Below are 25637 nucleotides of genomic sequence, written 5' to 3' on the forward strand. Positions count from 1 at the left end.
ATCAGAGCGCTGCCCTGTTTTTTCCACAAACTTAAGAACCGTCATCCCGGCGCAGGCCGGGATCCATATTGTTTGCGTATGGCTAACGCTTGCGTACACCGGCAAACGTGACGCGACGAACTTGGGTTCCGGCCTGCGCCGGAACGACGCGTTGGCGGCTAACGTTGACGTCAGAAGTGATCCAGCGAAAAAATCCGCCGATGCTCCCGAATCGCATACCGATCCGTCATCCCCGCAATGTAATCCGCAATCTTCCTGGCCTGCCACAGCGGATCGCCCTCCACCTGGTAATCGTTCGGCAGCAGCACCGGGTCCGTCAGGAACGCCTCGAACAGCTCACGCACGATGCGACTGGCCTTGACGCGCATGCGGTTGACCTGGAAGTGGCGGTACAGGTTGGCGTACAGGAAGCGCTTGAGCTCCGTGGTCTCGGTGCGCATCTGCTGCGAGAAGCGGATCAGGGGCGGCCCCGCGCGCACATCATCGATATCTTTCGGCGCCGCTTCCCTCAATAGCGCGGCCGAGGTCTCGACCAGGTCGGCCGTCATCGCCGTGATCATCAGGCGGATCGTCTCGTACAGCGCGCGTCGTCCGGCCAGGCCCGGATACTGGGTTTCCACCGTGTGGCGATGGCGCGCGAACAGCGTCACCTCTTCCATCTGCGCCATGGTGAGCAGGCCCGAGCGCAGGCCGTCGTCGATGTCGTGGTTGTTGTACGCGATCTCGTCGGCGAGATTGGTCAGCTGGGCTTCCAGGCTGGGCTGGCTGCGCTCCATGAAGCGGCGTCCCAGTTCGCCGAGCTGGCGCGCATTGGTCAGCGAGCAGTGCTTGAGGATGCCCTCGCGCGTCTCGAACGTCAGGTTCAGGCCATCGAAGGCGCCATAGTGCTCTTCCAGCTCGTCCACCACGCGCAGGCTCTGCAGGTTGTGCTCGAAGCCGCCGTAGTCCTTCATGCACTCGTTGAGCACGTCCTGGCCCACGTGGCCGAAGGGCGTGTGGCCGAGGTCATGGGCCAGCGCGGTGGCTTCCACCAGGTCTTCGTTCAGGGCCAGGCTGCGCGCCAGGGTGCGGCCGATCTGGGCCACTTCGATGCTGTGCGTGAGCCGGGTGCGGAACAGGTCGCCCTCGTGGTTCAGGAATACCTGGGTCTTGTACTCCAGGCGGCGGAAGGCCGTCGAATGGATGATGCGGTCGCGGTCGCGCTGGAACTCGCTGCGCGACCCTGCCGGCGGCTCGATGTGGACACGGCCGCGCGACTTCGACGAATGGGCTGCATAGGGGGCAAGGCGTGCGTCGAAGTCCAGCATCTTCACTCCTCCGTTGGGGCCACGCAGGCGCTTAGCGTCGCCTTCAGGGTATCAAGCGGCACCGTCGTGATCGCCGGGCTGCCCAGCGGTTTGAGCAGGATGAACTTGATCTCCCCGCCCTCGTTCTTCTTGTCGACCGCCATCAGCTCGATCCAGCGCTCGACGCCGAGATCCGGCGCCACGGTCGGCAGGCCGGCTGCCTGCACCAGGGCGCGCACGCGCTTCACGGTGGCGGCGTCGACCAGGCCGAGGCGCACCGACAGGTCGGCCGCCATTACCATGCCGCAGCCGACGGCTTCGCCGTGCAGCCAGGTGCCGAAGCCCAGGCCGGCCTCGATCGCGTGGCCGAAGGTATGGCCGAAATTGAGCACGGCGCGCAGGCCGCCCTCGCGTTCGTCCTTGCGCACGACTTCCGCCTTGATCTCGCAGGAACGCGCGATCGCGTAGGCCATCGCGTCCGGCTCGCGCGCCACGAGCCTGGCGATGTTCGCCTCGATCCACTCGAAATAGGCGGCGTCCAGGATGGCGCCGTGCTTGATCACCTCGGCCAGGCCAGCCGCCAGTTCGCGCGGCGGCAGGGTGTCCAGCGTCGCCGTGTCGGCGATCACGGCGCGCGGCTGGTAGAAGGCGCCGATCATGTTCTTGCCCAGCGGGTGGTTGATGCCGGTCTTGCCGCCCACCGAGGAATCGACCTGCGACAGCAGCGTGGTCGGCACCTGCACGAAGGGCACGCCGCGCATGTAGCTGGAGGCGGCGAAGCCGGCCAGGTCGCCGATCACGCCGCCGCCCAGCGCCACGATGGTGGTCTTGCGGTCGCACTTGTGCTGCAACAGGGCGTCGAACACCAGGTTCAGCGACTCCCAGGTCTTGTGCTCTTCGCCGTCCGGCAGCACGATCTCGACCACCTCGCGGCCTTGCGCGCGCAAGCTGCCTGCGACCTGCGCCAGGTAGAGCGGCGCCACGGTGGTGTTGGTGACGATGGCGGCCTTGCCGCCGTCGATGTGGCGCGCGAGCAGCGCGCTGTCGTGCAGCAGCCGGGGGCCGATCGTGATCGGATAGCTGCGTTCGCCCAGTTCGACGTTCAGGATGGTGGGTGCGGGTGCGCTCATTGCGTTCATCGTGTCGCTTGTCGCCCGGCGCGCGCCGGCGGCCACGTGCGCGGCCTCCAGCGCGGCGAGCTGGTCCAAAATGGTCTGTACCATCGATTGTACGTTAGGTCGGCCGGTATCGATGACCAGGTTGGCAATCTCGCGGTACAGCGGGTCGCGCTGGGCCAGCAGCTCTTCCAGCTTGGCGCGCGGGTCGGCGGTCTGCAGCAGCGGGCGGTTCTTGTCGTGCGAGGTGCGCTGCAGGATGCTGCCGATGGTGGCGCGCAGGTAGATCACGGTGCCGCGCTCGGCCAGCAGCGCGCGGCTGGCGGGATTCAGGACGGCGCCGCCGCCGGTGGCCAGCACCAGGCCCTCCTGGGCGCTCAGCTCGCGGATCATCTCCGCTTCGCGCCGGCGGAAGCTCGCCTCGCCCTCGATCTCGAAGATCCAGGGGATCGAGGCGCCGGTGCGCCCTTCGATCTCGTGGTCGGAGTCGACGAAGCGCAAGCCCAGCTTGCGCGCCAGCTGGCGTCCGATGGTGGTCTTCCCGGCTCCCATCAGGCCGACCAGGAAGATGTTGTTGTTCTTGGGATGAGGCACTGCCAGGTCCGCAGAAATAAAAAAGACGGCCAGTATAGACTGGCCGCCTCTTTTTGCGTCAAACCGGACCTTGTTTCCTCAGTTGTACTTGAAGGAATAGGTGGTGACGATGCCGCGCGGGGTGCTGATGCTGACGCCCAGGCTGCCGGCCGAGCAGGAAGCGTTCGGCTTGACGTTGACCGAGTGGTAGGTGCCGCCCAGGGCGTTGGTCGACGGAACCTTCGACGGCGCCACGGTGCCCACCGTCACATTGGTGACGTCGTCGGTTGCGACGGCCGTTTCGGCGGGCATCGGGTTGTTGTTGACGTCGGTGAGGCGGAAGCGCAGGTCGACATCGGTGCAGGCGGTGCCGTTGATGCCTTTCAGGACCAGCGGATCGCCGTCGTCGGAAGTCCAGTCGCGCCATGCGGTGCCGGTCCAGAACTGGCGGATCAGGCGCGGGTGCGAGCCGCTGAACACGACCTCGAAGCTGCGGCGGATGTAGTTCAGGCCCCACTTGCCGTCGCCATCCTTCTTGTAGCTGGAGCTGTTGTACGGGAACGGCAGGTCGCCCTTGGTGCCGTCATAGACGCCGTTGAAGTCGACATCCAGGAACGGGTCGCCCATGTCGCCCAGCTGGCCGGTGCTGGCCACCGGGAAGGGCTCGCCGCCGCTCGGGCAGTTGTCCACCAGCGGACGGTACGCAGTGGTGCCGGTGTAGCCGCTGCAGCTGTACTGGCCGTCGCCGTTGACGTCGACGAAGTTCTCGATGCCCTGGACATAGGCCAGCACGGTCACGCGGCCGTCCAGCGGGCGGAAGGCCTGGCTGCGCAGGTTCACCGAGCAGCCGCCGTCCTTGGTCACGCAGCCGCCCTGGGCCGACGAACCAATGGCGCCGCCTTCGGTCACGAAGTTGATGGCGGTGTTGTCCGACACCGGGTTGCCGTACTGGTCGGCCATCAGCACCGTGATGCTGGTGGTCTCGCTGTCATATTCCAGGCCTTCGATATTGAACTTGGCAGCGCTCATCGACATCGACTTCTGGATCGGCAGGCCGGTCGAGATGGTCAGGGTGTCGGACAGGCCGCTGATCCGGACGCCGTTGCGGGTCGCCTCGGCGGTCACGCGCACCGGGGTCGGGATGGTGCCCGAGGACACCGTGGTCGAGACATTGCCAGCGGCGTCGGTGGTGGCGCGGGTCGGCGAGACCGTCAGGCCGCCGGTGTTGGTGGTGGCGCTGAAATCGACGTTCACGCCCGGCAGGCTGTTGCCCTGCTGGTCGACCACCCGGAAGCTGATCTGGGCCGCTTCCACGCGGCCCTGGCCGCCCGACCCCTTCAGCACGATCGAGCTGCCGGTCACGCTGCTGCCCACGAACTGGATGGTGCCGATGTTGGCCGGGTCGACGTCCAGGCCGATGGTCTGGACCGACGAGCCGATCGTGGCGGTGATGACGTCGCGGCCGCGCAGGCAGCCGTTATTGGTGTAGGTGGCGCTCAATGCGCCGTTGGCGAAGCTGCCCGGCACCAGCGTGGCGGTGCCGTCGGCCACGCACAGCGAAGTCAGCGTCACGCCCGGCGCGGCGCTGGCCGGCTGGCCGCCGGTGGTGACCGGGACCACCAGCGACGCGGTGCTGAAGGCCGGCAGGCGGCTCGGCGGGGCAGGCGAGAAGCTCAGGGCGCCGACAGTCAGCGGCGCGGCGCCGACCGTGAAGTTGGTGCTGGCGGTCGCGGTCTTGCCTTCCACCACCGAGGTGGCGGTGACCGACAGGGCGCCGGCCGAGGTCACGCTGGCCGGACGCACGCTGACGGTGGCGACGCCGTTGGCGTCGGTCAGGGCCGACGCGGTCTCCGGCGTGAAGCTCAGCAGGCTGGCAGCGCTGGTGCTGAACTGCACGATGACGCCCGGCGCCGGCTTGCCGGCTGCGGTCAGCACCGACGCCTTCACGGTGGCGCTCTGGGCGCCCGACAGCAGGGTGAGGTTGGCGCCGCTGGCGTCGGTCACGGCGATGTTGATCTTCGGGTCGGCCGCGACCGGGGTGCCGCCAGTGCCGCCGGTGCCGCCGGTACCGGCGCCCGAGCCGGTGCTGCCCGGGTTGCCGCCACCGCCGCCGCAGGCGCTGAGAATGGCAGCCGCGACCGCGATTGCGGTCCAGCGGCCGATCGACGCCAGGGCGCCCTGTTCTGGAGTGTGGTGCATGACTTCTGTTCTTCCTTTTGTTGTGTCGTTGCGATGGTTTTTCTATGCGCGCTCAGCGGCCGGTGGCGGTGGTGTCCGCCACGATCTTCGGCGTAATGAACACCAGCAGTTCGGTCTTGGTGCTTTCGCGGCCGGTCGACTTGAACAGGTAGCCGAGCACCGGCACGTCGCCCAGCAGCGGCACCTTGTTTTCGTTGTTGCGTTCGGTCTGCTGGTAGATACCGCCCAGCACCACCGTGCCGCCGTTCTCGACCATCACCTTGGTCTTCACGTGCTGCGTGTTGATCGCCGGGCCGGCGCGGGTTTCTTCGCCCTTCGAATCCTTGTTGACGTCGACGTCGAGCACGACGTTGCCGTCCGGGGTGATCTGCGGCGTCACTTCCAGGCGCAGGTTGGCCTTCTTGAACGTGATCGAGGTCGCGCCGCTGCTGGTGGCGACCTGGAACGGCAGCTCGACGCCCTGCTCGATCACGGCAACCTGGCGGTCCTCGGTGACCACGCGCGGGTTGGAAATGATCTTGCCCTTGCCGTCGGCTTCCAGGGCCGACAGCTCCAGGTTCAGGAAGCGGTTATCGGCCGACGAGAACAGCGAGAAGGCGATGTTGGCCGGATTGATGCCGGCGATCCCCGCCGCCGGCAGGTTCACCAGGGTGGTGTTGGTATAGGCGTCGCCCTTGTCCGGCGTCTGCAGGGTGTCCTGGCCGATGCCGGTCAGGTTGCCGCCGATGGCGACCCGGTTGTTGCCGCCGATGCTGTAGCCCTGGTCGCCGCCGCGCAGGGCGCGCATGTCGTTGAATCCGAGCTTGGCGCCGAGGTTGCGCGAGAAGCCGTCGTTCGCTTCCACCAGGCGCGCTTCGATCAGCACCTGCTTGGAGGCGACGTCGGTCTTCTGGATCAGCTTGCGGATGTCTTCGATCTTGGACGCGATGTCGGTCACGAACAGCTGGTTGGTGCGCGGGTCGATGATGGCGCTGCCGCGCTTGGACAGCACGCGGTTCTTGCTGTCGGCCGCGGTCGATGCGCCGCTCGCGTCGAGGCCGAACACGGTGCGGAAGGCCTCGACCTTCTGGTAGTTCAGCTGGAAGATCTCGGAGCGCAGCGGCTCCAGGTCGGCGATTTGGGCGCGCTGCTCGAGCTCGAGCTTTTCCTTGGTCAGCAGTTCTTCCTTGGGCGCGATCCACAGCACGTTGCCGTTCTTGCGCATGTCCAGGCCCTTGGCCTGCAGGACCACGTCCAGCGCCTGGTCCCAGGGCACGTCGCGCAGGCGCAGGGTCAGGTTGCCGGTGACGGAGTCGCTGGCGATGATGTTCAGGCCCGAGATGTCGGCGATCGCCTGCAGCGCGGCGCGCACTTCCACGTTCTGGAAGTTGAACGAGAGCTTTTCGCCGCGGTAGCCGGTGGCGGCGCCGCCCACGCGGTTCGGGTCTTCCTTGACCGGACGCACGTCGACGATCAGCTGGGTGTCGCTCTGGTACACCGACTGTTCCCAGGCGCCCTGCGCATCGATCACCATGCGCACGTTCTCGCCCTGCGAGGTGGTGGTCACGCGCGTGACCGGGGTGCCGAAATCGGTCACGTCGAGGCGGCGTCGCAGCGTCTCGGGCAGGCCGGTGCGCAGGAAGTCGACGATCACCTGGTTGCCGGCCTGGCGCACGTCGACGCCGACCTGGCCGTTCGGCAGGTCGACCACGACGCGGCCTTCGCCGTTGCTGCCGCGGCGGAAGTCGAGGTCACGCAGGACCTGGCGCGCTGCCGGCGCCGGGCTGCTCGCCGCGGGCAGGCCGGCGGCGTTCACGGCTTGCGCCACGCCGCCCGAGCCTTCGACGGTGACGATCACCGACTTGCCGTCGATGGCGGTGGCGTAATTCAGCGCGCGCGCCAGGTTCAGCACCAGGCGGGTGCGCTCGCCGGCCTGGACCAGGTTCAGGCTGCGCACGTCGCCGAGGTTGATGTCCTGGGAGGCCTTGCCGGTAGCATTGCCGGTGGCGCCGAAGTCGAGCGCGATGCGCGCCGGGCTGGTGATCGAGAAGCCGATCGGCGGCTTGCTCGGCGCCTCGCGCATGGCGATGTTCAGCACGACGTTGGCGCCCTGCTGGTTGGCGGTGATCGATTCGATGGCATTCACTGGCAACTGAGCCTGTGCCGCTGCCGCGCCGGCGGCGAGCGTCATCAAGAGGGTCGCGCCACAGCGCGCCAGCCAGGCCGGCACGATGAGTCGAATGGTGCTGCGATTGTTCATGCCTGGGGTCATTTCCCGGTCTCCTTGCTTTCCGCCAGCTCGATCGTCGCCTTGCGTTCGACCCAGTCGCCGGTGGCGTCCTGCACTACTTCCCTGATGTCGATCGCGCCTTCGCTGATGCGCGTGACCAACCCGTGATTCTGTCCGATACGCTGGCCCGCCTTGACCTGGTAGATCGACGCATCGATCTGCAGCAGCGCATAGCTGATGCCGCCCTTCTGCAGCGTGCCCACCATGCGCATGGTGTCGAGCGGGTAGTTCTCGAGCACTTCGCGCGGACGGTTGGCGTCCGGCGCCAGCGGGTTCGGATTGGCCGCGGCCACGCGCGCCATCTCGCCCAGCAGCTTGGCGTCGCTGAACGGTTCGATCGCGCCGCCCGGATTGTAGGCGTAGGGGACGAATTCCTTCGGCTCCGGCAGCGGCTTCACTTTGGGCACGGTCTCGCGCTGGACTTGCTTCATCCAGTCGCGCACTTCCTGGACGTCGCCGTCGCCGCAGCCCGCCAGCAGCGCTACCGCGCCGAAGGTGCACAACAGCCGCTTCATTTCGCCGCTCCTTTGTCTTCCTTGTCCTTGCCCTTGCCCTTCTTCTTGCCCTTGCCCTTCTTGTCGTCGCGCGCCTTCTTCTGCGCGCTGATCTCGTCGGGGTCGAGGTAGCGGAAGGTCTTGGCCACCGCTTCCAGCTGCAGCGCCCCGTCCTTGGACGTCAAGACCATGTTGTTGAGCGTGACGATGCGCGGCAGGTTGGCCATGTCGGCGGCAAAGGCGCCGACGTCGTTGTACTTGCCGCTTACCTTGATGTCGATCGGCAGTTCGGCGTAGTAGTCGCGGACCACTTCCTGGCCCGGCTTGAACAGCTCGAACTGCAGGCCGCGGCCGACGCCGGACTGGTTGATGTCGGACAGCAGGTCCGCCATCTCGGATTTGCTCGGCAGCTGCTTTTCCAGGCGCAGCACGTACTGGTCCACCTGCACCTTCTGCTTCTGCAGGGCTTCCAGGTTGATCGCCTGTGCCATCTTGTCTTTGTATTCCTTGCGCAGGGTCGCTTCTTGGCTGGCGCCCTTCTTCTGCTTGTCGAACTGGCCGTCCCAGTAGAAGAAGTAGCCGAGGCCGATGACGGCCGCCGCCACGCCGGCCGCGCACAGCAGGCGCGGCGCCAGCGGCCACTGGCCGGGCTGGCGGCCCTGCAGGTCCTGGAACTGGGCCGCGAGCTGGGTGCCGAGGTCTTTGAGGTCGATATTCATGATGTCATTCCGCCGACTTGGCGAGCTTGCGCTCGCTCGCTGCGGCCGGCTTGGCGCCCTTGGCGCCGTCGCCCGATCCGGTGTCTTCCTGTTCGCGCAGGCGCTTGATCGCCACGTCCATCTGGAACTCGACGACCTTGCGGCCGTTCTTGCTCTTGTCCTTGTCGAGCGACGAGACCTTCACTTCGGTCAGGTTCGGGCGTTCCAGCCAGGGCGAGGTGCCGGACACGTTGCGCAGCAGTTCGGCGACCCGTTCCTGCGACTGGGCGTAGCCGTTGAGCGTCACCTTCTGGCCCTCCTGGCGGAAGGATTTCAGGTACACGCCTTCGGGAGTCTGGCGCACCAGTTCGTCGAGCAGGTAGACCGGCTGGTTGCGGTCGCCCTGCAGGTCTTCCACGGCCTGCTGGCGCGCCTTCAGGGCTTCGATTTCCTCCTTGAGGGTCTTGATCTCGCCGATCTTCTTGTCCAGTTCCGCACTGGCGGTTTTCAGCACCAGGTTGCGTTCGTTCTGGACCGCGATGCGGCTGGCGTTCCAGGCGCCGACCAGCAGCACCACGGCGGCGCCGGCGACGCCGCCCGCGGCCAGCATGGCGACAAAGGCCGCCTGCTTCTGCTTGCGCTTCGCTTCGCGGTGGGGGAGCAGGTTAATGCGGATCATCCGAACCTCCGCAGGGCCAGGCCGCAGGCGACCAGGTAGGCGGCGCCTTCCTGGCGCAACTGCTGTTCGCGCACCAGCGCGCCGTGGGACATGCCCTCGAAGGGCGCCACGATGCTGCTCGGGATGCGGGTGCGGCTGCCGATCAGCTCCAGCAGGCCCGGCAGCGCGGCGCAGCCGCCGGCCAGGTAGAGCTGGTCGATCCGGGTATAGGGCGTCGAGGTGAAGAAGAACTGGATCGCGCGCGTGACTTCCAGCGCGGCGCTTTCCAGGAAGGGCGCGAGCAGGTCGGCGCGGTAGCTCTCCGGCAGCTCGTTCGCTTTCTTGCGGGTCTCGGCTTCCTCGAACGCGAGGCCGTAGGCGCGCACGATGTCCTGGGTCAGCTGGTTGCCGCCGAAGGGCTGCTCGCGCTCGTAGATGGTTTCGCCGTTCTGCAGCACCGACACGTGGGTGGCCTGGGCGCCGATCTGGAACAGCGCCACGATCTGCTCGGGCTTGGCGCCGGCGACGCGGTCCAGGGCGGCGCGCGCGGCGTAGGATTCGATGTCCATCACGGTGGCGGTGAGGCCGGCCGCTTCGGCGATCGCCACGCGGTCCTCGACCTTCTCGCGGCGCGCGGCGGCCAGCATGACTTCCATGTCGTCCTGCGAGTTCGGGGCCTGGCCGATGACGTCGAAGTCCAGGCTTACTTCGTCCAGCGCGAACGGGATGTACTGGCTGGCTTCGGATTCGACCTGCACTTCCAGCTGGTCTTCGGACAGGCCGGCCGGCAGGATGATTTTCTTGGTGATGACGGCGGCCGGCGGCATGCCCAGCGCCACGTGGCGGGCCTTGGTGCCGCTCTTCTTCCAGACGCGGCGCACGGCCTCGGCCACCTGGTCGATGTTTTCGATGTTGCCGTCGACGACCGCGCCGCGCGGCAGCGGTTCGGCGGCATAGCGCTCCAGGCGCAGTTCACCCTTGCCGGCGTCGGCCAGCTCGACCAGGCGGACGCCCGACGTGCTGATGTCGAGCCCGGCCAACGGCGGACTGGACTTTCCGAACAAGGAACCTAGATTGATCACGAGCGTACTCCTTGGCTGCCCTCCCGCGTGCTGCAGGATCTGTGTTGAACGCCCGCGCGGGGATATGTCCTGTTAAATCACTTACTTGGTGCACATATATGAGGCACCGCGTTAGATCGTAGCGAAAACGATGCACCCCGACAAGATATTTCTATGAGGGAACACAGCAATCCGGCGCATACACGCCACACTCTGGCGCAAGGTGTTATCAGCCCTGCCATGACCCTTATTCCCTTGATATTGCCCTTGTTATTTGTTCCATTGTTTCTGCTTAAGCCCCCGCTCAGCAGTGCGTGTATCGGCCGCGAAACGCGTGACTTATAATGGGACGGTTCAAGGGAGTAAAAACCAGCATGAAAGAGAAACAAAACCAGGGCGCGTCCCCCGCATCCAAGTACAGCCCCAAGCGCCTGATCCTGATGGCGCTCGGCGCCATCACCGGCCTCGCCGTCATCGGCGTGCTGGTGCTCGTGTTCGCGCTCGCGATGGCCTATCCGAACCTGCCCGCACTCGACACCATCACCGACTACCGGCCCAAGATGCCGCTGCGGATCTTCACCGCCGATAACGTCCTGATCGGCGAATTCGGCGAGGAGCGCCGCACCCTGGTGCACTTCAAGGACATCCCCGACGTCATGAAGAAAGCGGTGCTGTCGATCGAGGACGACCGCTTCTACGAGCACAGCGGGATCGACTACTGGGGCATCCTGCGCGCCGTGTTCAAGAACGCCACCGGCGGCTCGCGCCAGGGCGCGTCCACCATCACCCAGCAGGTGGCGCGCAACTTCTTCCTGTCCTCGGAGCAGACCTTCAAGCGCAAGGCCTATGAAGCGATGCTGGCCTGGAAGATCGAGAAGAACCTGAGCAAGGACCAGATCCTCGAGCTCTACATGAACCAGATCTACCTGGGCCAGCGCGCCTTCGGCTTCCAGTCGGCGGCCCAGATCTACTTCGGCAAGGACCTGCGCGACATCAGCATCGCCGAAGCGGCGATGCTGGCCGGCCTGCCCAAGGCGCCGTCGGCGTACAACCCGGTGGTGAACCCGAAGCGCGCGGAGACCCGCCAGCAGTACATCCTGCAGCGCATGCGCGACCTCGGCTACATCACGCCAGCGCAGTACGCCCAGGCCAAGGACGAGCGCCTGAAGATCAAGACCGACAGCACCGCCTTCGGCGTGCACGCCGAGTACGTGGCCGAGATGGCGCGCCAGCTGGTCTACGAACAGTTCAAGGAAGACACCTATACCCGCGGCCTGAACGTGTTCACCACCATTACCAAGGCCGACCAGGACGCGGCCTATCTCGCGGTGCGCCGCGGCGTGATGGAGTACGAGCGCCGCCATCCCTACCGCGGCCCGGAATCGTATATCGAGATCCCGCGCGACAAGGCGGAAGCCGACGAAGCCATCGAGGCCGAGCTGGCCGAGCATCCGGACAGCGACAACATCGTCGCCGCCATCGTGCTGCAGGCCTCCCCGACCAAGGTGCGCGCCACCATCGCGTCCGGCGAAAGCATCGACATCACCGGCCAGGGCCTGGGCTTTGCCAAGGCCTGGCTGTCGGAGAAAGCGGCCCCGAACCGCCGCCTGCGCCGCGGCGCGGTGATCCGCGTGATGCAGGACGACGAATCAAACTGGGTCATCACCCAGATGCCGGAAGTGGAATCGGCCTTCGTTGCGGCCAGCGCCGAGGACGGCGCCATCCGCGCGCTGGTGGGCGGCTTCGACTTCAACCGCAACAAGTTCAACCACGTGACGCAGGCCTGGCGCCAGCCGGGCTCCTCGTTCAAGCCCTTCATCTATTCGGCCTCGCTGGAACGCGGCCTGTCGCCGGCGACCGTCGTCAACGACGCCCCGATCAGCTTCGATGCCGGCCAGACCGGCGGCCAGGCCTGGGAGCCGAAGAACTACGACAACAAGTACGAAGGCCCGATGACGATGCGGCGCGGCCTGACGCAGTCGAAGAACATGGTCTCGATCCGCATCCTGAACAAGATCGGCGCGCGCTACGGCCAGGAATTCGCGACCCGCTTCGGCTTCGACGCCGATCGCAACCCGGCCTACCTGACGCTGGCGCTGGGCGCCGGCTCCACCACACCGCTGCAGATGGCGGGCGCCTACGCCGTGTTCGCGAATGGCGGCTACCGCATCAGCCCCTACATCATCTCGAAGGTGACCGACAGCGACGGCAAGGTGCTGTCCGAAGCGCGCCCCGAGCGCGCCGGCGTCGAGGCCAACCGCGTGATCGACGCGCGCAACGCCTTCCTGGTCGACAGCATGCTCAAGGACGTGGTGCGCTACGGTACCGCGACCAAGGCGCTGTCGCTCAAGCGCCCCGACATCGCGGGCAAGACCGGCACCACCAACGACTCGATCGACGCCTGGTTCGCCGGCTACAACCCGAAGCTGGTGGGCATCGCCTGGATCGGCTACGACCAGCCGAAGAACCTCGGCAACCGCGAGACCGGCGGCGGCCTGGCCCTGCCGATCTGGATCGGCTACATGGGCAAGGCGCTCAAGGGCGAGGAAGTCGTCGAGCGCGAAGTGCCGTCGGGGCTGATCCTGGCGAATGGCGAGTACTATTACGCCGAGACGCCGCCGGGCACCGGCGTGGCGGCGCTGGACGTCGGCCCGCCGCCGGCCCCGGCCGAGCAGAAGCAGCGCGACGCGGTGAGGAACGAACTGTTCTGATTTGACCGTTTGGTAAAAAAATGGCAGCCCGCGGGCTGCCATTTTGCTTCTGCATTTGTAGGGTGGGCGGCTCTGCCGCCCACGCGGCAATGTCGACGATGATTGACCGCGTGGGCGGAAAACCCGCCCACCCTACAGGATTGCGGCCATTCAGCCCAGCGCCACCGGCGCCCCGCCCTGCTCCGTCACGTATTGCGACAGCGCGGCGAACAGCTCGGAATTGTCGCGCGTGTTGCGCCACTCGTCGCCGACGCGCTTGTAGTGGTAGCCGCCCGAGCGCGCCGCCACCCACATTTCCTGCAGCGGGGCCTGGCTGTTGACGATGATCTTGGTTGCATTGCGCAGGAACTCGACTTCCAGCACGTTGCCGCTGCGCCGGCATTCGACATCGACCACGTCCTCGTCGTTCAGCTTGTCCAGGCAATGCTCGATGCGGTCCAGGGTGCTTTCGGCCAGCGCCAAAAATTCGGTTTCGGTCATGCTACACTCCAAAGTCTGCTAAATAAAACCCCATTCTAATCGTGAACTCCACCATCGCACGCCGCATCTTGCCGATTGCCGGTGCTGGCCTTGTTGCCGCGCTGCTGTCCGCCTGCGGCCAGACGGGTCCGCTCTACATGCCGAACCCGCCCGCAAAGCCGGCACCAAGCGCCACCGCCGCCGCCAATCCGCAGCCTGCCCAGCCAGTTCCATCGAATAACGCCTCCACCCCGGCTCCTACCAGATAAGCTTCCTCATGTCGCACTTCCAGTACCAGAACGGCGTCCTGCACGCCGACAGCGTCGCCCTGTCCGCCATCGCCGAAGAATTCGGCACCCCGACCTACGTCTATTCGAAATCCGCATTGCTGGAGAACTTCGGCGCCTACGCCGACGCCTGCAAAGGACGCGACGCACTAGTGTGCTACGCGATGAAGGCCAACTCCAACCTGGCCATCCTCGACCTGCTGGCGCGCGAAGGCGCGGGCTTCGACATCGTCTCGGGCGGCGAACTGCTGCGCGTGATCGCAGCCGGCGGCGATCCCGGCAAGACCATCTTCTCGGGCGTCGGCAAGACCGTCGAGGAGATGCGGCTGGCGCTGGAAAAAGGCATCCTGTGCTTCAACGTGGAGTCGATTCCCGAGCTGCACCGCCTGAACGAAGTGGCCGGCAGCATGGGCAAGCGCGCCCCGGTGTCGCTGCGCGTGAACCCGAACGTGGACGCCAAGACCCACCCCTACATCGCGACCGGCCTGAAGGCCAACAAGTTCGGCGTCGCCTTCGACGACGCGCTCGAAACCTACCGTGCAGCCGCCGCGCTGCCGAACCTGGACGTGGTCGGCATCGACTGCCACATCGGCTCGCAGCTGCTGGACGATGCGCCGCTGCTGGAAGCGCTGGACAAGCTGATCGAACTGATCGACACCCTGGGCAGCGAAGGCATCACCCTGCACCACCTCGACATCGGCGGTGGCCTGGGCGTGAACTACGGCGCCGAAGGCGACAAGCCGCCGGTCCCCGTGGGCGACTACCTGGGCCGCCTGTTCGCCCGCATCGACGCCTGGCGTGCTGAAAAACACGGCGGCCAGGCGATCAAGGTGATCTTCGAGCCGGGCCGCTCGATCGTGGCCGACACCGGCGTGCTGCTGACCAAGATCGAATTCCTGAAGCCGGGCGTGGAAAAGAACTTCGCCATCGTCGATGCGGCCATGAACGACCTGATGCGCCCGACCCTGTACCAGGCCTGGATGGGCGTGCAAGAAGTACAACCGCGCGAAGGCGCCAAGCTGACCTATGACGTGGTGGGTCCGGTGTGCGAGTCGGGCGACTGGCTGGCGCGGGAGCGTGAGCTGAACGTGGAGCCGGGCGACCTGCTGGCGATCATGACGGCCGGCGCGTATGGCATGACCATGGCTTCCAACTACAATACCCGGGGCCGCGCGGCCGAGGTGATCGTCGATGGCGACCGGGTCCACCAGATCCGCCAGCGCGAGAATCCGGCGGACCTGTTTGCGCTGGAATCGATGCTGAAATAACCGTAGGGTGGGCGGCTTGTCCGCCCACCCTACGAAACCGCGGCCTGCGTCTTCTTCGCGTAGGCCCAGTACACCCGCAATCCCAGCAGCGCTGCCACGATCAGGCCAAAAATGATCGGCTGCTCGAAATCGTTCTTCCCCGCCTTCATCCACCAGTAATGCAGGATGCCCAGCGGCGCGATCACGTAGATCAGGCGGTGCAGCCACTGCCAGCGCTTGCCGCCGAGGCGCTTGATCATGCCATTGGTGCTGGTCGCCGCCAGCGGAATGAGCAAGACAAAAGCGATGAAGCCGACGGTGATGAAGGGGCGCTTGACCACATCCTTCAGCATCGCCGCGATGTCGAAGAAGTGATCGAACCAGAAGAAGCAGGTGAAGTGCACCAGCGCGTAGAAAAAAGCGAACAGCCCCAGCATGCGGCGCAGGCGCACCACCCAGTTCCAGCCGGTGAAACGGCGCAGCGGCGTCACGGCCAGCGTGATGCACAGGAAGTACAGGGTCCAGTCGCCCGTGCCGCGCGTGAGGAACTCGAGCGGCTCGACAGGCACACCCTGGAAGACCAGCCAGGCCATGCGCAGGAAGGGCAGCAGTGCCAGCACGAACACCAGCACCTTGATGCCCCCGACCTGTTTGCTCGAAGGTGTGAAGGCCATCAGAAGAACTTCTTCAGGTCCATGCCGCTGTACAGTGACGCGACCTGGTCGTAGCCGTTGAACATGAGCGTTTTGCGCTTCGGCTTGAAGAAGCCGTCCTCGCCGATGCGGCGTTCGCTGGCCTGCGACCAGCGCGGGTGGTCCACGTTCGGGTTCACGTTCGAGTAGAAGCCGTATTCATTGGGCGCCGAGTCGTTCCAGGCGGTGCGCGGCTGGCGGCTCACCAGGCGGATCCGGACGATCGACTTGGCCGACTTGAAGCCATACTTCCAGGGCACGATCAGGCGTACCGGCGCGCCGTTCTGGTTCGGCAGCACCTGGCCGTACATCCCGACCGTCAGCAGCGTGAGCGGATGCATGGCCTCGTCCATGCGCAGGCCTTCCACATAGGGCCAGTCGAGCACGGGGCTGCGCAGGCCCGGCATCTGGCGGTTGTCGGCCAGGGTGATGAATTCGACGTACTTGGCGTTGGCCGTCGGTTCGACCTGCTTCAGGAGGTTCGACAACGAATAACCGACCCAGGGAATCACCATCGACCAGCCCTCCACGCAGCGCAGGCGGTAGACGCGCTCTTCCAGCGGCGCCAGCTTGAGGATGCGGTCGATGTCGAGGGTGACGGGCTTTTTCACTTCGCCCTCGATCGTCACCGTCCATGGGCGGGTGCGCAGGGTATGCGCATTCTCGACCGGGTCGCCTTTGTCAAGGCCGAACTCGTAGTAGTTGTTGTAGGAGCTCGCATCCTTGAACGAGGTCTGCGCTTCCTGCGTGGACAGGGCCGCGTTGCGGACGGCAGCCAGCCTGGTGCCTTGGGCGAAGGCTTCGCGGTTGGCCATCTCCCAGATGCCGGAGCCGACCGCGGCGGTGGCGGCGATGCGGGCGATGAATTGACGCCGGCCTTCATAGACCTCGCGCGGCGTGATCTCGGACGGATACGGGAGATCGATCCCGTTCGGATTGCGTTTGAAAAGCATGCTTGACTCCGCTACAGAGAGAGAGACTTCAGGTTACACCAGCCGGCTTAGGCGCACGTTAGCGCCGGCTGCCGCCCGGCAAGGATGAGGTCCGGCACGCTGGACAAAAGCGCGTCAGCCCCCGCCCGGCGCCTCACCCGGTGGGAAAGGCAAGGATGAAACAGGTATCGGCACCGTTCGACTGCACCGTTGCTTTGCCACCGTGCAAGTTCAAGATGGCGCTGACGATGGACAGGCCCAGTCCCGTCGAGCCTTCCGCATCGCTGCGTGCGCTGTCGACGCGGTAGAAGCGGTCGAACAGGTGGTCCAGGTGCTGGCGTCCAATTGCGGCGCCGGTATTCGTGACGCTCAGCTCCACGGCGCCGGAGCGCGTTTCGGCATGCAGCCTGATCGTGCTGCCCGCATCCGCATGGCGCACCGCGTTCGAGACCAGGTTGGCCAGTGCCCGCCGCACCAGCACCGGATCGGCGGCGAAGCGGCCTTCGCCGCTGCACGCCAGGTGCAGGCCCCGCTCCTCTGCCATGCCTTCGAAGAAGTCGGCGACCCGCTCCAGCTCCTCCAGCGCCACGACCGGCTGGCGCGCCACCACGACTTCGTCCTGGCCGGCGCGCGCGAGGAACAGCATGCTCTCGATCATGCGCGCCAGGCGCTCGAGTTCCTCGATGTTCGAGGCCAGCAGGGCTTCGTACTCCTCGCGGCTGCGGCCCTGCCCGAGCGCGACCTGGCTCTGCCCGATCATGTTGGTCACCGGCGTCCTGAACTCGTGCGCCAGGTCGGCCGAGAAGCCGGACAGGCGCGCATAGCCGTCCTGCAGGCGCTGCAGCATGGCGTTGAAGGCATCGATCAGCGGGCGCAGCTCGGCCGGCGCCGCACCGATGTCGAGGCCTTGCGCCAGGGTGCCCGGCTTGACCAGCGCCGCATGTTCGGCAACCTTGCGCAGGGGGCGCAGGCCGCGCCGCAGCATCAGGGCCGCCAGCGCGGCGGCGAGCAGGGCGCCGGCCGCGCACGCGGCGAGGATATGGCTGCGGTAGCGCGCGAACATGGCGGTGCGTTCGGCATAGGCGCGCGCCACCACCACCGCTACCTGCGTGCTACCCAGGCGGGCGCTGCCCGCGACGACCCGGCCGGGAATGCCTCCCGTAGCCGTCCAGCCGGCGATGGCGTCCGGCCCAGGCGCCGGCCCGGCCTGCGGCGGCACGGGATAGCGCTCGCCGCGTGGATTGATATCGGCCAGCACCACACCGCCCGGCCCTGTGATGCGCACCAGCGAGTTCTCCTGGCCGCTCATGGTGTCGCGAAAAAAATCGGGTTGCGCCGCCAGCAGTTCGGCCGCGCCCGGGCGGCCGAGCACGATCTGCACCTGGCGCAGCTTGCCCAGCAGCTGCAGGTCGTCGCGGCGCGTGATTTCGGCCACGAAGGCACGGTACAGGTAGATGCCGAGGCCCGCCGCCGTTAGCGCGACGATCAGCACGAAGGCCAGCGTCACGCGCAGGGTCAGGGAATCGCGCCAGGTGGGCTTCATGCCGGGGCCTGCACGTCGCACACATAGCCCATGCCGCGCCGCGTGTGGATCAGCTTCTGGGCATAGGGGTCGTCGATCTTGCGGCGCAGGCGGCGCACGGCGGCGTCGATGACGTTGGTATCGCTGTCGAAATTCATGTCCCAGACCTGGGACGCGATCAGGGCGCGCGACAGCACCTGGCCCTGGCGCCGCGCCAGCAGGTGCAGCAGCGCGAATTCCTGCGCGGTCAATGGGATGGTCTCGGCGCCGCGACGCACGCGCCGGCGCAGCACATCGATCTCGAGGTCGGCGATCCGGATCAGTTCTTCCTCGCGCACGGGGCCACGCCGCAGCAGGGTGCGGATGCGCGCCACCAGCTCCACGAACGCGAAGGGCTTGACCAGGTAGTCGTCGGCGCCCAGTTCCAGTCCGCGCACCCGGTCCTCGACCTCGTCGCGCGCCGTCAGGAACAGTACCGGGATCTGCTCGGTATCCGGGTCGGCGCGCAGGGCTGCGAGCACCTGCCAGCCGTCCATCCGCGGCAGCATCACGTCCAGCACGACCAGTTCGATCTCTTCTTCGCGGGCGATGGCCAGGCCCTCGCGGCCATTGCGCGCCAGGCGCACCGCAAAGCCGGACTCCAGCAGCCCGCGCTGCAGGTAATCGCCGGTCTTCGGCTCGTCTTCGATCACGAGAATGCTCATGGCCCCATTCTATGCCGAAGGCCTGCGGCCAAACATGACGGAACTGTCATCTGGCGGTCAGGCTGCCGTCGCCGGGCGCATGCGAGGATGGCGGCTTTCCACATTCGACAGGAGTAGCAGCATGCGATTGATCCGGCAACTCACCCTGGCCGCCCTGCTCGGCGCCGCCAGCATCGCGGCATCCGCCGCGCCGAACCCGCTCAGCGTCCACGTGCTCGATTTGCAGAGCGGCCAGCCGACGGCCGGCATCCGGGTGACGCTGGAGCAGCGCGAGGGCGCCGGATGGCGCGAACTGGCAAGCGGGGTAACCGATGCGCAGGGCCGCATCCAGGCCCTGTATCCGGAAAACGGCAAGCTGGCGGCGGCCGACTACCGTATCGTCTTCCAGACCGGCGAACACTACAAGCGCCGGGGACAGGCCACGTTCTTCCCGCGCATCCCGGTCGAATTCACCGTGGACGCGCCGGCGCAGCACTACCATATTCCGCTGCTGCTGAGCCCCTTCGGCTATTCGACCTACCGGGGCAACTGAGGCTTACAGTTCGCCGTAGGAGTGCAGCCCGGACAGGAACATGTTCACGCCCAGGAAGGCGAAGGTCGTCACCAGGAGGCCCACCACCGACCACCAGGCGGCCACGCGGCCGCGCAGGCCCGACATGAGGCGCATGTGCAGCCAGGCCGCATAGTTCAGCCAGACGATCAGGGCCCAGGTTTCCTTCGGGTCCCAGGACCAGTAGCCGCCCCAGGCCTCGGCAGCCCACAGGGCGCCAAGGATGGTGGCGACGGTGAAGAAGGCGAAGCCGACCGAGATCGACTTGTACATCACGTCGTCCAGCACCTCGAGGCTTGGCAAGCGGTCGGCCAGGATGCCGTGCGATTTGAGCAGGTAGGCGGTGCCGACCATGGCGGCCAGCGCGAAGGTGCCGTAGCCGATGAAGTTGGCCGGCACGTGGATCTTCATCCACCAGCTCTGCAACGCGGGGACGAGCGGCTGGATCTGGGCGGCGTCGCGCGACACCGTGTACCACAGCAGGAAGGCCACCGCGGCGGCGATGATGAGCAGCACGAAGGGGCCCAGCTGGCGGGTTGCATAGCGCCCTTCGTAGTACAGGTAGAACATCGCCGTGATCAGCGAGAACAGGATGAACACTTCATACAGGTTCGACACCGGGATGTGGCCGACGTCCGGCCCCATCAGGTAGGACTCGAACCAGCGCACCATCATGCCGACCCAGCCCAGCACCACGGCCGCCCAGCACAGCTTGCTGCCGACGGAGCCGCCGAAGTTCGACCTGCCGGCCAGGCCCACCCAGTAGAAGACGGTCGAGAACACGAACAGCGCGCTCATCCACAGGATGGCGGACTGGCTCGACAGCATGTACTTCAGGAAGAATTTCTGGTTGGCCGCATCGATGGCCCCACCGTACAGCGAGATCGCCCACAGCGACAGCACGGCCACCAGCGGAATCAGCCAGCGCACCGGCTTCCAGTGCCAGCCCAGCAGCGCGAAGGTTGGCGCGCTCAGGACCAGGATCACCTGCTCGTAGATGTCCATGTGGTGGGCGTAGCGGTTCAGCGCGAACAGCGCCGCCGCCAGCAAGCCGGCGCCGAACAGCCAGTCGATCGCGTTCAGGCTGCGGAAGAAACCCGGCTGCTGGACATAGGCCTTGGTCTGGCCGGTGGATGCTTGCGACAGTTCCATCTTGGTCTCCTTGCCGCGGCATCAAGCCGGCTGCGGCAGTTTTTCTTTCAAATCGTCGAATTCGCGCTCGAAGTCGAGGGTCTTGCGCTGGGTGCTCATGGCCATCAGCGCATGCGCGCCGTCGGCGCTATCGCGCACCCACACCCACATGCGCCGCTCACGAATATAAAACATTGCGAACACGCCCGCCACCAGCAGCAGGCAGCCGAGGTAGACAATGCCCTTGCCCGGCGAGCGGGTCAACTGCAGCACCGAGGCCTTGACCTCCTCGAATTCTTCCAGCTGCAGGAATACCGGGGCGCCGTAGAACACGCTGTCCGACAGCGCATTGGTGGCCAGCTGCAGGTAGCGGCCGTGGGTTTCGGTCGGTGCGACTTCCGGCAGCCCGGCGCGCACGTTGGCGGCCTGCCACAGCTCCCACAGGGAGCCGTTGAGCATCTTCATGAAGATGTTGGCGGCCTTTTCCTGGTCCGCGGCCGGGATCTTTTCCAGGAACTGCGACACGCCCATGAAGCCGCCACGGCCGCCCTCCCCGGCGAAAATCGCCAGGGTGCGCGCCGCCGATTCTTCCAGCTGGCTCGTGAGTTCGCCCTGGGTGCGCTGTTCCGGCCCCAGCGCGCGCCCTGCGTAGCGCCTGGCCGCCTCCTGCCGCAGCACGGGATCAGCCAGGGCCGCGCGCAGGCGCATCCAGGTGCGCACGCTGTACTCGTCGTCGGCCGGGATGCGCAGGAAGCTGAAGTTTTCCGACGGATTGCTGCGCACGCCGGCCAGGTAGACCTGAACGCCTTCGAGCGTCACCGGCTGCATGTAGTTCAGGAATTCGCGCGCCTGGCCGGTCTTGTCGCGCAGCTTGTACTGCACGCTGGGTCCGACGTTTTTCAAGTCATTGGTATCGGCGATCTTCGCCGCCGAGCCGGATGCCTTGCCGAGGGTGGCCGCGAACTGTTCGTTGAACGAAGTGTTCTTGGCCACCGCACGCGCATCCTGGCCGGCGGCGACGTTCTCGACGTTGAAGGGACGGAAGCCCGACCACTCCACCGACCAGGTCTCGCCGCCCTGCTTCAGTTCGGTGGCCGAGCCGACCGTGCCAGCGATCTGGAAAGGCTTGTCGCCGGTACCGCTCATCGGGAAGCCAGTGAGCTTGAGCTTGCTGCCGCCATCCTCGAAGCTGGACTGGTAGACCGCCACGCCCTTGTAGATCAGCGGGTGGTTGACCTTGATGGTGGCCGGGAAGGTCTTGCCGGTTTCCGGGTCGTGCACGATCACGTCGCTGGCGAACAGCTTGGGCATGCCGGTCGAGTAGAAATCGATATGGAATTTCTTCAGCTGGATCGAGAACGGCAGTTCCTGCACCAGGACGCCCGAGGCTTGCGGGAGCAGCGCGGTATTGCTGGTCTGGCCCTCGGCAATCAGGGTATTGCCGCGGAAGGTCGGGTTCGAGACACTGAGGCGGTGCTGGGCTGGGATGTCGGCGATCACGCCGCTGCCGCCGAAAGGCGTCTTGCCCAGGAACCACTGCTGGAACTTGACCGGCAGTTCGGAATCGAGCATGCCGCCCAGCAGGATCACGATGATGGAGGTGTGCGCGAAGATGTAGCCGAACTTGTTGCCGGCGCCCTTCTTGGCCGCCACCAGGATCCCCTTGTCCTTCTCGACTAGTTTCACCGCGTAACCGGCGTGACGCAGGCGCTCGGCGGTCTGGCCGGCCAGCTGGGTGCGATCCAGCCGCGCTTCCCATTCGAGCTTGTGGTGGAAGTTGCGCAGCGACTCTTCGCGCACGTTCTCGCGCCAGCTGCGCATGTCGCGGATCATCTTCGGCGCATTGCGCACCACGCACAGGGCGGTGGACACGATTAGAATGACCAGGATCAGCAGGAACCACCAGCTCGAGTACACGCTGTACAGGCCGAGCTTGGCGAAGACCTCGAACCAGAACGGCCCGAACTGGTTCACGTAGTTCGGCATCGGCTCGTTCTGCTTGAGCACGGTGCCGATGACCGAGGCGATCGCGACGATCGTCAACAGGCTGATGGCGAAGCGCATCGAGGACACCAGCTCGACCGCTTCGGCGAACCCGCGGCGGCGGGTGTTCAGTTCAATTCCGGTGGTACTCATGTTCTATCTCTACAACGCCCGTGAAACTCAGCAAATCCGCTAGAGCATACCGCAGTTGTAGGGTGGGCGGGTCTCCCGCCCACGCGGTGATAGGTAGGGGATGATGTGTCGCGCCAATGCTGGCGGGAGTTGAACGCGTGGGCGGGAAACCCGCCCACCCTACGAAGCGCTGCTTACTTCAGGCCCGCGATATAGTCCGACACCGCCTTCATTTCTTCCGGCGACATGCGCTGCGCGAGCGTGGTCATCTGGATGCTGTTCTTGCGGGTGCCGTTCTTGAAGGCGTCCAGCTGGGCATAGGTGTAGTCCTGGTGCTGGCCCGACAGGCGCGGGTACTGGGCCGGGATGCCGTTGGCGGTGGCGCCGTGGCAGCTGGCGCAGGCGGCGACGCCCTTCTCGGCGATGCCGCCGCGGTAGATCTTGCGGCCCAGCTCGACGGTGTCCTTGTTCTTGGCGGCGCCGGCTTTGGGTTTCTGTGTCGACAGATAGGCGGCGATGTTGCGCTTCTCGTCGTCCGTCAGCATCTTGGCGTAGGTCGTCATGATCGGCTGCTGGCGGTTCGGGGTGGTGAAGTCGACCAGCTGCTTGTGGGTGTAGGCATCGATCTGGCCGGCCAGCTTCGGGTTGGCGACGATGGTCGAGTTACCGGCGGCGCCGTGGCAGGACATGCAGGCGGGCAGGCCGCGCGCGGCGTCGCCCGAATCGTAAAGGGTTCCACCCTTGGCCGGGTCGGCCTTGGCGACGGCAGTGTGCGGAGCATCGGCGGCGGACACGGTAGCGCCCAGGGCCAGGCTTGCAACCAGCAAGGACTTCAAAAGCGGAAACGTCAAACGATTCATTCAAGCACCCTGAAAAAGTCAAAAACAGATTTTGGAATTTACAGTGAAACAGTGCAGCGGCCTTACTGGTGCTCCCCGGGGGAGCATCGATCAACCCCTTATTGTACAATAGCTTTGTTTCCGTATCGCCATTCCGTTGTCATTTAAACCTTCCCCTTATGTCCAAACTTTGGCAAGCCCGGTTCTTCACGACCGTTAACCAGTTGCGCGATCTCCCGGGCACCCAGGTTCCCGAAATCGCCTTCGCCGGGCGCTCGAACGCGGGCAAATCCACGGCGATCAATATTCTCACCAACCAGAAGGGCCTGGCCTTCGCGTCCAAGACGCCCGGCCGCACCCAGCACATCAACTATTTCTCGATCGGCGGCGCCCACGTGGGCCAGCACCGCAAGGATCCGACCATCGTCGAGGAAATCCAGGCCCTGCTGGTCGACCTGCCGGGCTACGGCTATGCCGAAGTGTCGGGCACGGCCAAGCTGCACTGGCAGAAACTGCTGGGCGACTACGTCCAGCGCCGCGAACAGCTTGCCGCGCTGATCCTGATCATGGACTCGCGCCGCCCCTTCACCGACCTCGACGTCCAGATGCTGGAATGGTTCGCCCCGACCGGCAAGCCGATCCACTGCATCCTGACCAAGGCCGACAAGCTCAACCAGAACGAAAAGACCAACGCCCTGCGCCAGGCGCGGCAAATCCTCGACAGCTATGTCGACGAGGAAGGCGAAGGCTTCCCCTTCACCGTGCAGCTGTTCTCGGCCCTCAAGCGCATCGGCATCGAGGAAGCGGACGCCAAGATCCTCGAGCTGCTCGGCCTGGACCAGGACGACGACGCGCCGGACGCCGACACGGACGAAGATTCGGATTCGGAATAATCCCGGGTTTGCCGGGACAACATTGGAACTGACATGACCATCATCACTCCCGCCACCTACCCTGCCGCCCGCATGCGCCGCATGCGCCGCGATCCATTCTCGCGCGCCCTGATGCGCGAAAACGTCGTCACCCCCGCGGACCTGATCTACCCGGTCTTCATCCTTGACGGCGAGAACCAGCGCCAGCAGGTGGCCTCGATGCCGGGCGTGGAGCGCGTCTCGGTCGACCTGCTGCTGAAGGTCGCTGAAGAGGCTGTGGCATTGGGCATTCCGATGCTGGCCCTGTTCCCGGTGGTGGACGCGTCGCTGAAAACCTACGATGGCGTGGAAGCCACCAACCCGGAAGGCCTGGTGCCGCGCGCCGTGCGCGAACTGAAGAAGCGCTTCCCGGAACTGGGCATCATGACCGACGTCGCGCTGGACCCGTACACGACCCACGGCCAGGACGGCCTGCCGGACGAGAACGGCTACATCGTCAACGAAAAGACCATCGAGATGCTGATCCGCCAGTCGCTGGCCCAGGCCGAAGCCGGCGTGGACGTGGTGGCGCCTTCGGACATGATGGACGGCCGCATTGGTGCCATCCGCAACGCGCTGGAAGCGAACGGCCACATCCACACTCGCATCATGGCCTACTCGGCCAAGTACGCCTCCGCGTTTTACGGTCCGTTCCGCGACGCGGTCGGCTCGGCGGCGAATCTCGGCAAGGCGGACAAGAACACCTACCAGATGGATCCGGGCAACAGCGACGAAGCCCTGCGCGAAGTGGCGCTCGACCTGGCCGAAGGCGCCGACATGGTGATGGTCAAGCCGGGCATGCCCTACCTGGACGTGGTGCGCCGCGTGAAGGACGAGTTCAAGGTGCCGACCTTTGCCTACCAGGTCAGCGGCGAGTACGCGATGCTCAAGGCGGCGGCGCAGAACGGCTGGCTGGATCATGACAAGGTCATGATGGAGTCGATGATGGCATTCAAGCGTGCCGGCGCAGATGGGGTGCTGACCTATTTTGCGTTGGAAGTCGCGCGGAAGTTAAAGGCTTGATTGGCTTTCAGCAGAAATGAAAACGGCGCTCAATTGAACTGACCCCCAAAAGTTGGACACAACTTTTGGGGTTTTTTCATGACCAAGTACAGCGAGCAATTCAAGCTCGCGGTTGTCCAAGACTATCTAGCCGACAGCTCTATTGGGTATCGTGGGATCGC

General features: G+C 65.7%; 22 protein-coding genes. 6 read left to right on the forward strand and 16 right to left on the reverse strand.

The genetic code is table 11. The annotated features are described in order from the left end of the window. Positions 1-170: 170 nt before the first annotated feature. The 8 genes from LK542_RS19850 to LK542_RS19885 form a co-directional block, all read right to left on the reverse strand. On the reverse strand, positions 171-1307 hold the full coding sequence (locus LK542_RS19850; RefSeq protein WP_227813287.1) for a deoxyguanosinetriphosphate triphosphohydrolase: 1137 nt from the start codon (positions 1305-1307) through the stop codon (positions 171-173). Between the two features lie 2 nt (positions 1308-1309). Continuing rightward, a complete protein-coding gene (gene aroKB, locus LK542_RS19855; protein WP_229521338.1) occupies positions 1310-2953 on the reverse strand; it encodes a bifunctional shikimate kinase/3-dehydroquinate synthase AroKB in 1644 nt (547 codons plus the stop codon). Positions 2954-3073: 120 nt separating this feature from the next. Beyond that, positions 3074-5173, reverse strand: coding sequence for an Ig-like domain-containing protein (locus tag LK542_RS19860; RefSeq protein ID WP_227813288.1), 2100 nt, complete (start codon positions 5171-5173; stop codon positions 3074-3076). A 52-nt stretch (positions 5174-5225) separates the two neighbouring features. Then, entirely contained in the window at positions 5226-7424 is a 2199-nt protein-coding gene (locus tag LK542_RS19865; protein ID WP_373889569.1) for a type IV pilus secretin PilQ, read from the reverse strand. After that, a complete protein-coding gene (locus LK542_RS19870) occupies positions 7421-7957 on the reverse strand; it encodes a pilus assembly protein PilP (protein ID WP_227802684.1) in 537 nt (178 codons plus the stop codon). Before LK542_RS19870 ends, LK542_RS19865 begins: the two co-directional genes overlap by 4 nt. Then, positions 7954-8655: a type 4a pilus biogenesis protein PilO gene (locus tag LK542_RS19875; protein WP_227802683.1), complete on the reverse strand. Its 702-nt coding sequence runs from the start codon at positions 8653-8655 to the stop codon at positions 7954-7956. The genes LK542_RS19870 and LK542_RS19875 overlap by 4 nt, the downstream gene beginning before the upstream one ends. Positions 8656-8659: 4 nt before the next feature. Beyond that, entirely contained in the window at positions 8660-9313 is a 654-nt protein-coding gene (locus LK542_RS19880) for a PilN domain-containing protein (protein ID WP_227802682.1), read from the reverse strand. After that, a complete protein-coding gene (locus LK542_RS19885; protein ID WP_227813289.1) occupies positions 9310-10374 on the reverse strand; it encodes a type IV pilus assembly protein PilM in 1065 nt (354 codons plus the stop codon). Before LK542_RS19885 ends, LK542_RS19880 begins: the two co-directional genes overlap by 4 nt. A 353-nt stretch (positions 10375-10727) precedes the next feature. Here LK542_RS19885 and LK542_RS19890 point away from each other — a divergent pair, with 353 nt between their 5' ends. Beyond that, a complete protein-coding gene (locus LK542_RS19890) occupies positions 10728-13064 on the forward strand; it encodes a penicillin-binding protein 1A (protein WP_227802680.1) in 2337 nt (778 codons plus the stop codon). Positions 13065-13214: 150 nt separating this feature from the next. Here LK542_RS19890 and cyaY read toward each other — a convergent pair whose 3' ends face one another. Next, positions 13215-13544 (reverse strand): iron donor protein CyaY, encoded by a 330-nt coding sequence (gene cyaY / locus LK542_RS19895; protein WP_227813291.1) that lies wholly within the window; start codon positions 13542-13544, stop codon positions 13215-13217. 41 nt (positions 13545-13585) lie between these two features. Here cyaY and LK542_RS19900 point away from each other — a divergent pair, with 41 nt between their 5' ends. Further along, positions 13586-13792, forward strand: a complete 207-nt coding sequence (locus LK542_RS19900; protein ID WP_227802678.1) for a lipoprotein — start codon at positions 13586-13588, stop codon at positions 13790-13792. Between the two features lie 8 nt (positions 13793-13800). Continuing rightward, a complete protein-coding gene (lysA, locus tag LK542_RS19905; protein WP_227813292.1) occupies positions 13801-15078 on the forward strand; it encodes a diaminopimelate decarboxylase in 1278 nt (425 codons plus the stop codon). Between the two features lie 29 nt (positions 15079-15107). On the opposite strand, the gene LK542_RS19910 is transcribed toward lysA, so the two are convergent. From LK542_RS19910 to LK542_RS19925, 4 genes are all read right to left on the reverse strand, one after another. Then, positions 15108-15731: a sulfite oxidase heme-binding subunit YedZ gene (locus tag LK542_RS19910; RefSeq protein ID WP_227813294.1), complete on the reverse strand. Its 624-nt coding sequence runs from the start codon at positions 15729-15731 to the stop codon at positions 15108-15110. Beyond that, positions 15731-16702: a protein-methionine-sulfoxide reductase catalytic subunit MsrP gene (msrP, locus tag LK542_RS19915; protein ID WP_227813295.1), complete on the reverse strand. Its 972-nt coding sequence runs from the start codon at positions 16700-16702 to the stop codon at positions 15731-15733. The genes LK542_RS19910 and msrP overlap by 1 nt, the downstream gene beginning before the upstream one ends. 133 nt (positions 16703-16835) lie before the next feature. Next, the gene (locus tag LK542_RS19920; RefSeq protein WP_227813296.1) at positions 16836-18224 is read right to left on the reverse strand and encodes a heavy metal sensor histidine kinase; all 1389 of its coding nucleotides are present in this window, start codon (positions 18222-18224) and stop codon (positions 16836-16838) included. Beyond that, complete coding sequence (locus LK542_RS19925) at positions 18221-18907, reverse strand: heavy metal response regulator transcription factor (protein ID WP_227813297.1); 687 nt, start codon at positions 18905-18907, stop codon at positions 18221-18223. The genes LK542_RS19920 and LK542_RS19925 overlap by 4 nt, the downstream gene beginning before the upstream one ends. A 121-nt stretch (positions 18908-19028) precedes the next feature. Between LK542_RS19925 and uraH the strand changes: the two genes are divergently transcribed. Further along, a complete protein-coding gene (gene uraH / locus LK542_RS19930; RefSeq protein WP_227802672.1) occupies positions 19029-19439 on the forward strand; it encodes a hydroxyisourate hydrolase in 411 nt (136 codons plus the stop codon). Positions 19440-19442: 3 nt separating this feature from the next. On the opposite strand, the gene ccsB is transcribed toward uraH, so the two are convergent. The 3 genes from ccsB to LK542_RS19945 all read right to left on the reverse strand — a co-directional run bounded on the left by ccsB (position 19443) and on the right by LK542_RS19945 (position 23563). Further along, positions 19443-20609, reverse strand: coding sequence for a c-type cytochrome biogenesis protein CcsB (gene ccsB, locus LK542_RS19935; protein ID WP_227802671.1), 1167 nt, complete (start codon positions 20607-20609; stop codon positions 19443-19445). Between the two features lie 21 nt (positions 20610-20630). Further along, complete coding sequence (locus LK542_RS19940; RefSeq protein WP_227813298.1) at positions 20631-22724, reverse strand: cytochrome c biogenesis protein ResB; 2094 nt, start codon at positions 22722-22724, stop codon at positions 20631-20633. Between the two features lie 173 nt (positions 22725-22897). Next, complete coding sequence (locus LK542_RS19945; RefSeq protein ID WP_227802669.1) at positions 22898-23563, reverse strand: cytochrome c; 666 nt, start codon at positions 23561-23563, stop codon at positions 22898-22900. Positions 23564-23721: 158 nt separating this feature from the next. On the opposite strand from LK542_RS19945, the gene yihA reads away from it, so the two are divergent. Continuing rightward, on the forward strand, positions 23722-24435 hold the full coding sequence (yihA, locus tag LK542_RS19950; protein ID WP_227802668.1) for a ribosome biogenesis GTP-binding protein YihA/YsxC: 714 nt from the start codon (positions 23722-23724) through the stop codon (positions 24433-24435). A gap of 33 nt (positions 24436-24468) precedes the next feature. After that, a complete protein-coding gene (hemB, locus tag LK542_RS19955) occupies positions 24469-25476 on the forward strand; it encodes a porphobilinogen synthase (RefSeq protein WP_227802667.1) in 1008 nt (335 codons plus the stop codon). The last annotated feature ends 161 nt before the right edge of the window (positions 25477-25637 follow it).

This window comes from Massilia sp. IC2-477, assembly GCF_020707265.1.
In the GTDB taxonomy this organism is placed as follows: Bacteria; Pseudomonadota; Gammaproteobacteria; order Burkholderiales; family Burkholderiaceae_D; genus Telluria.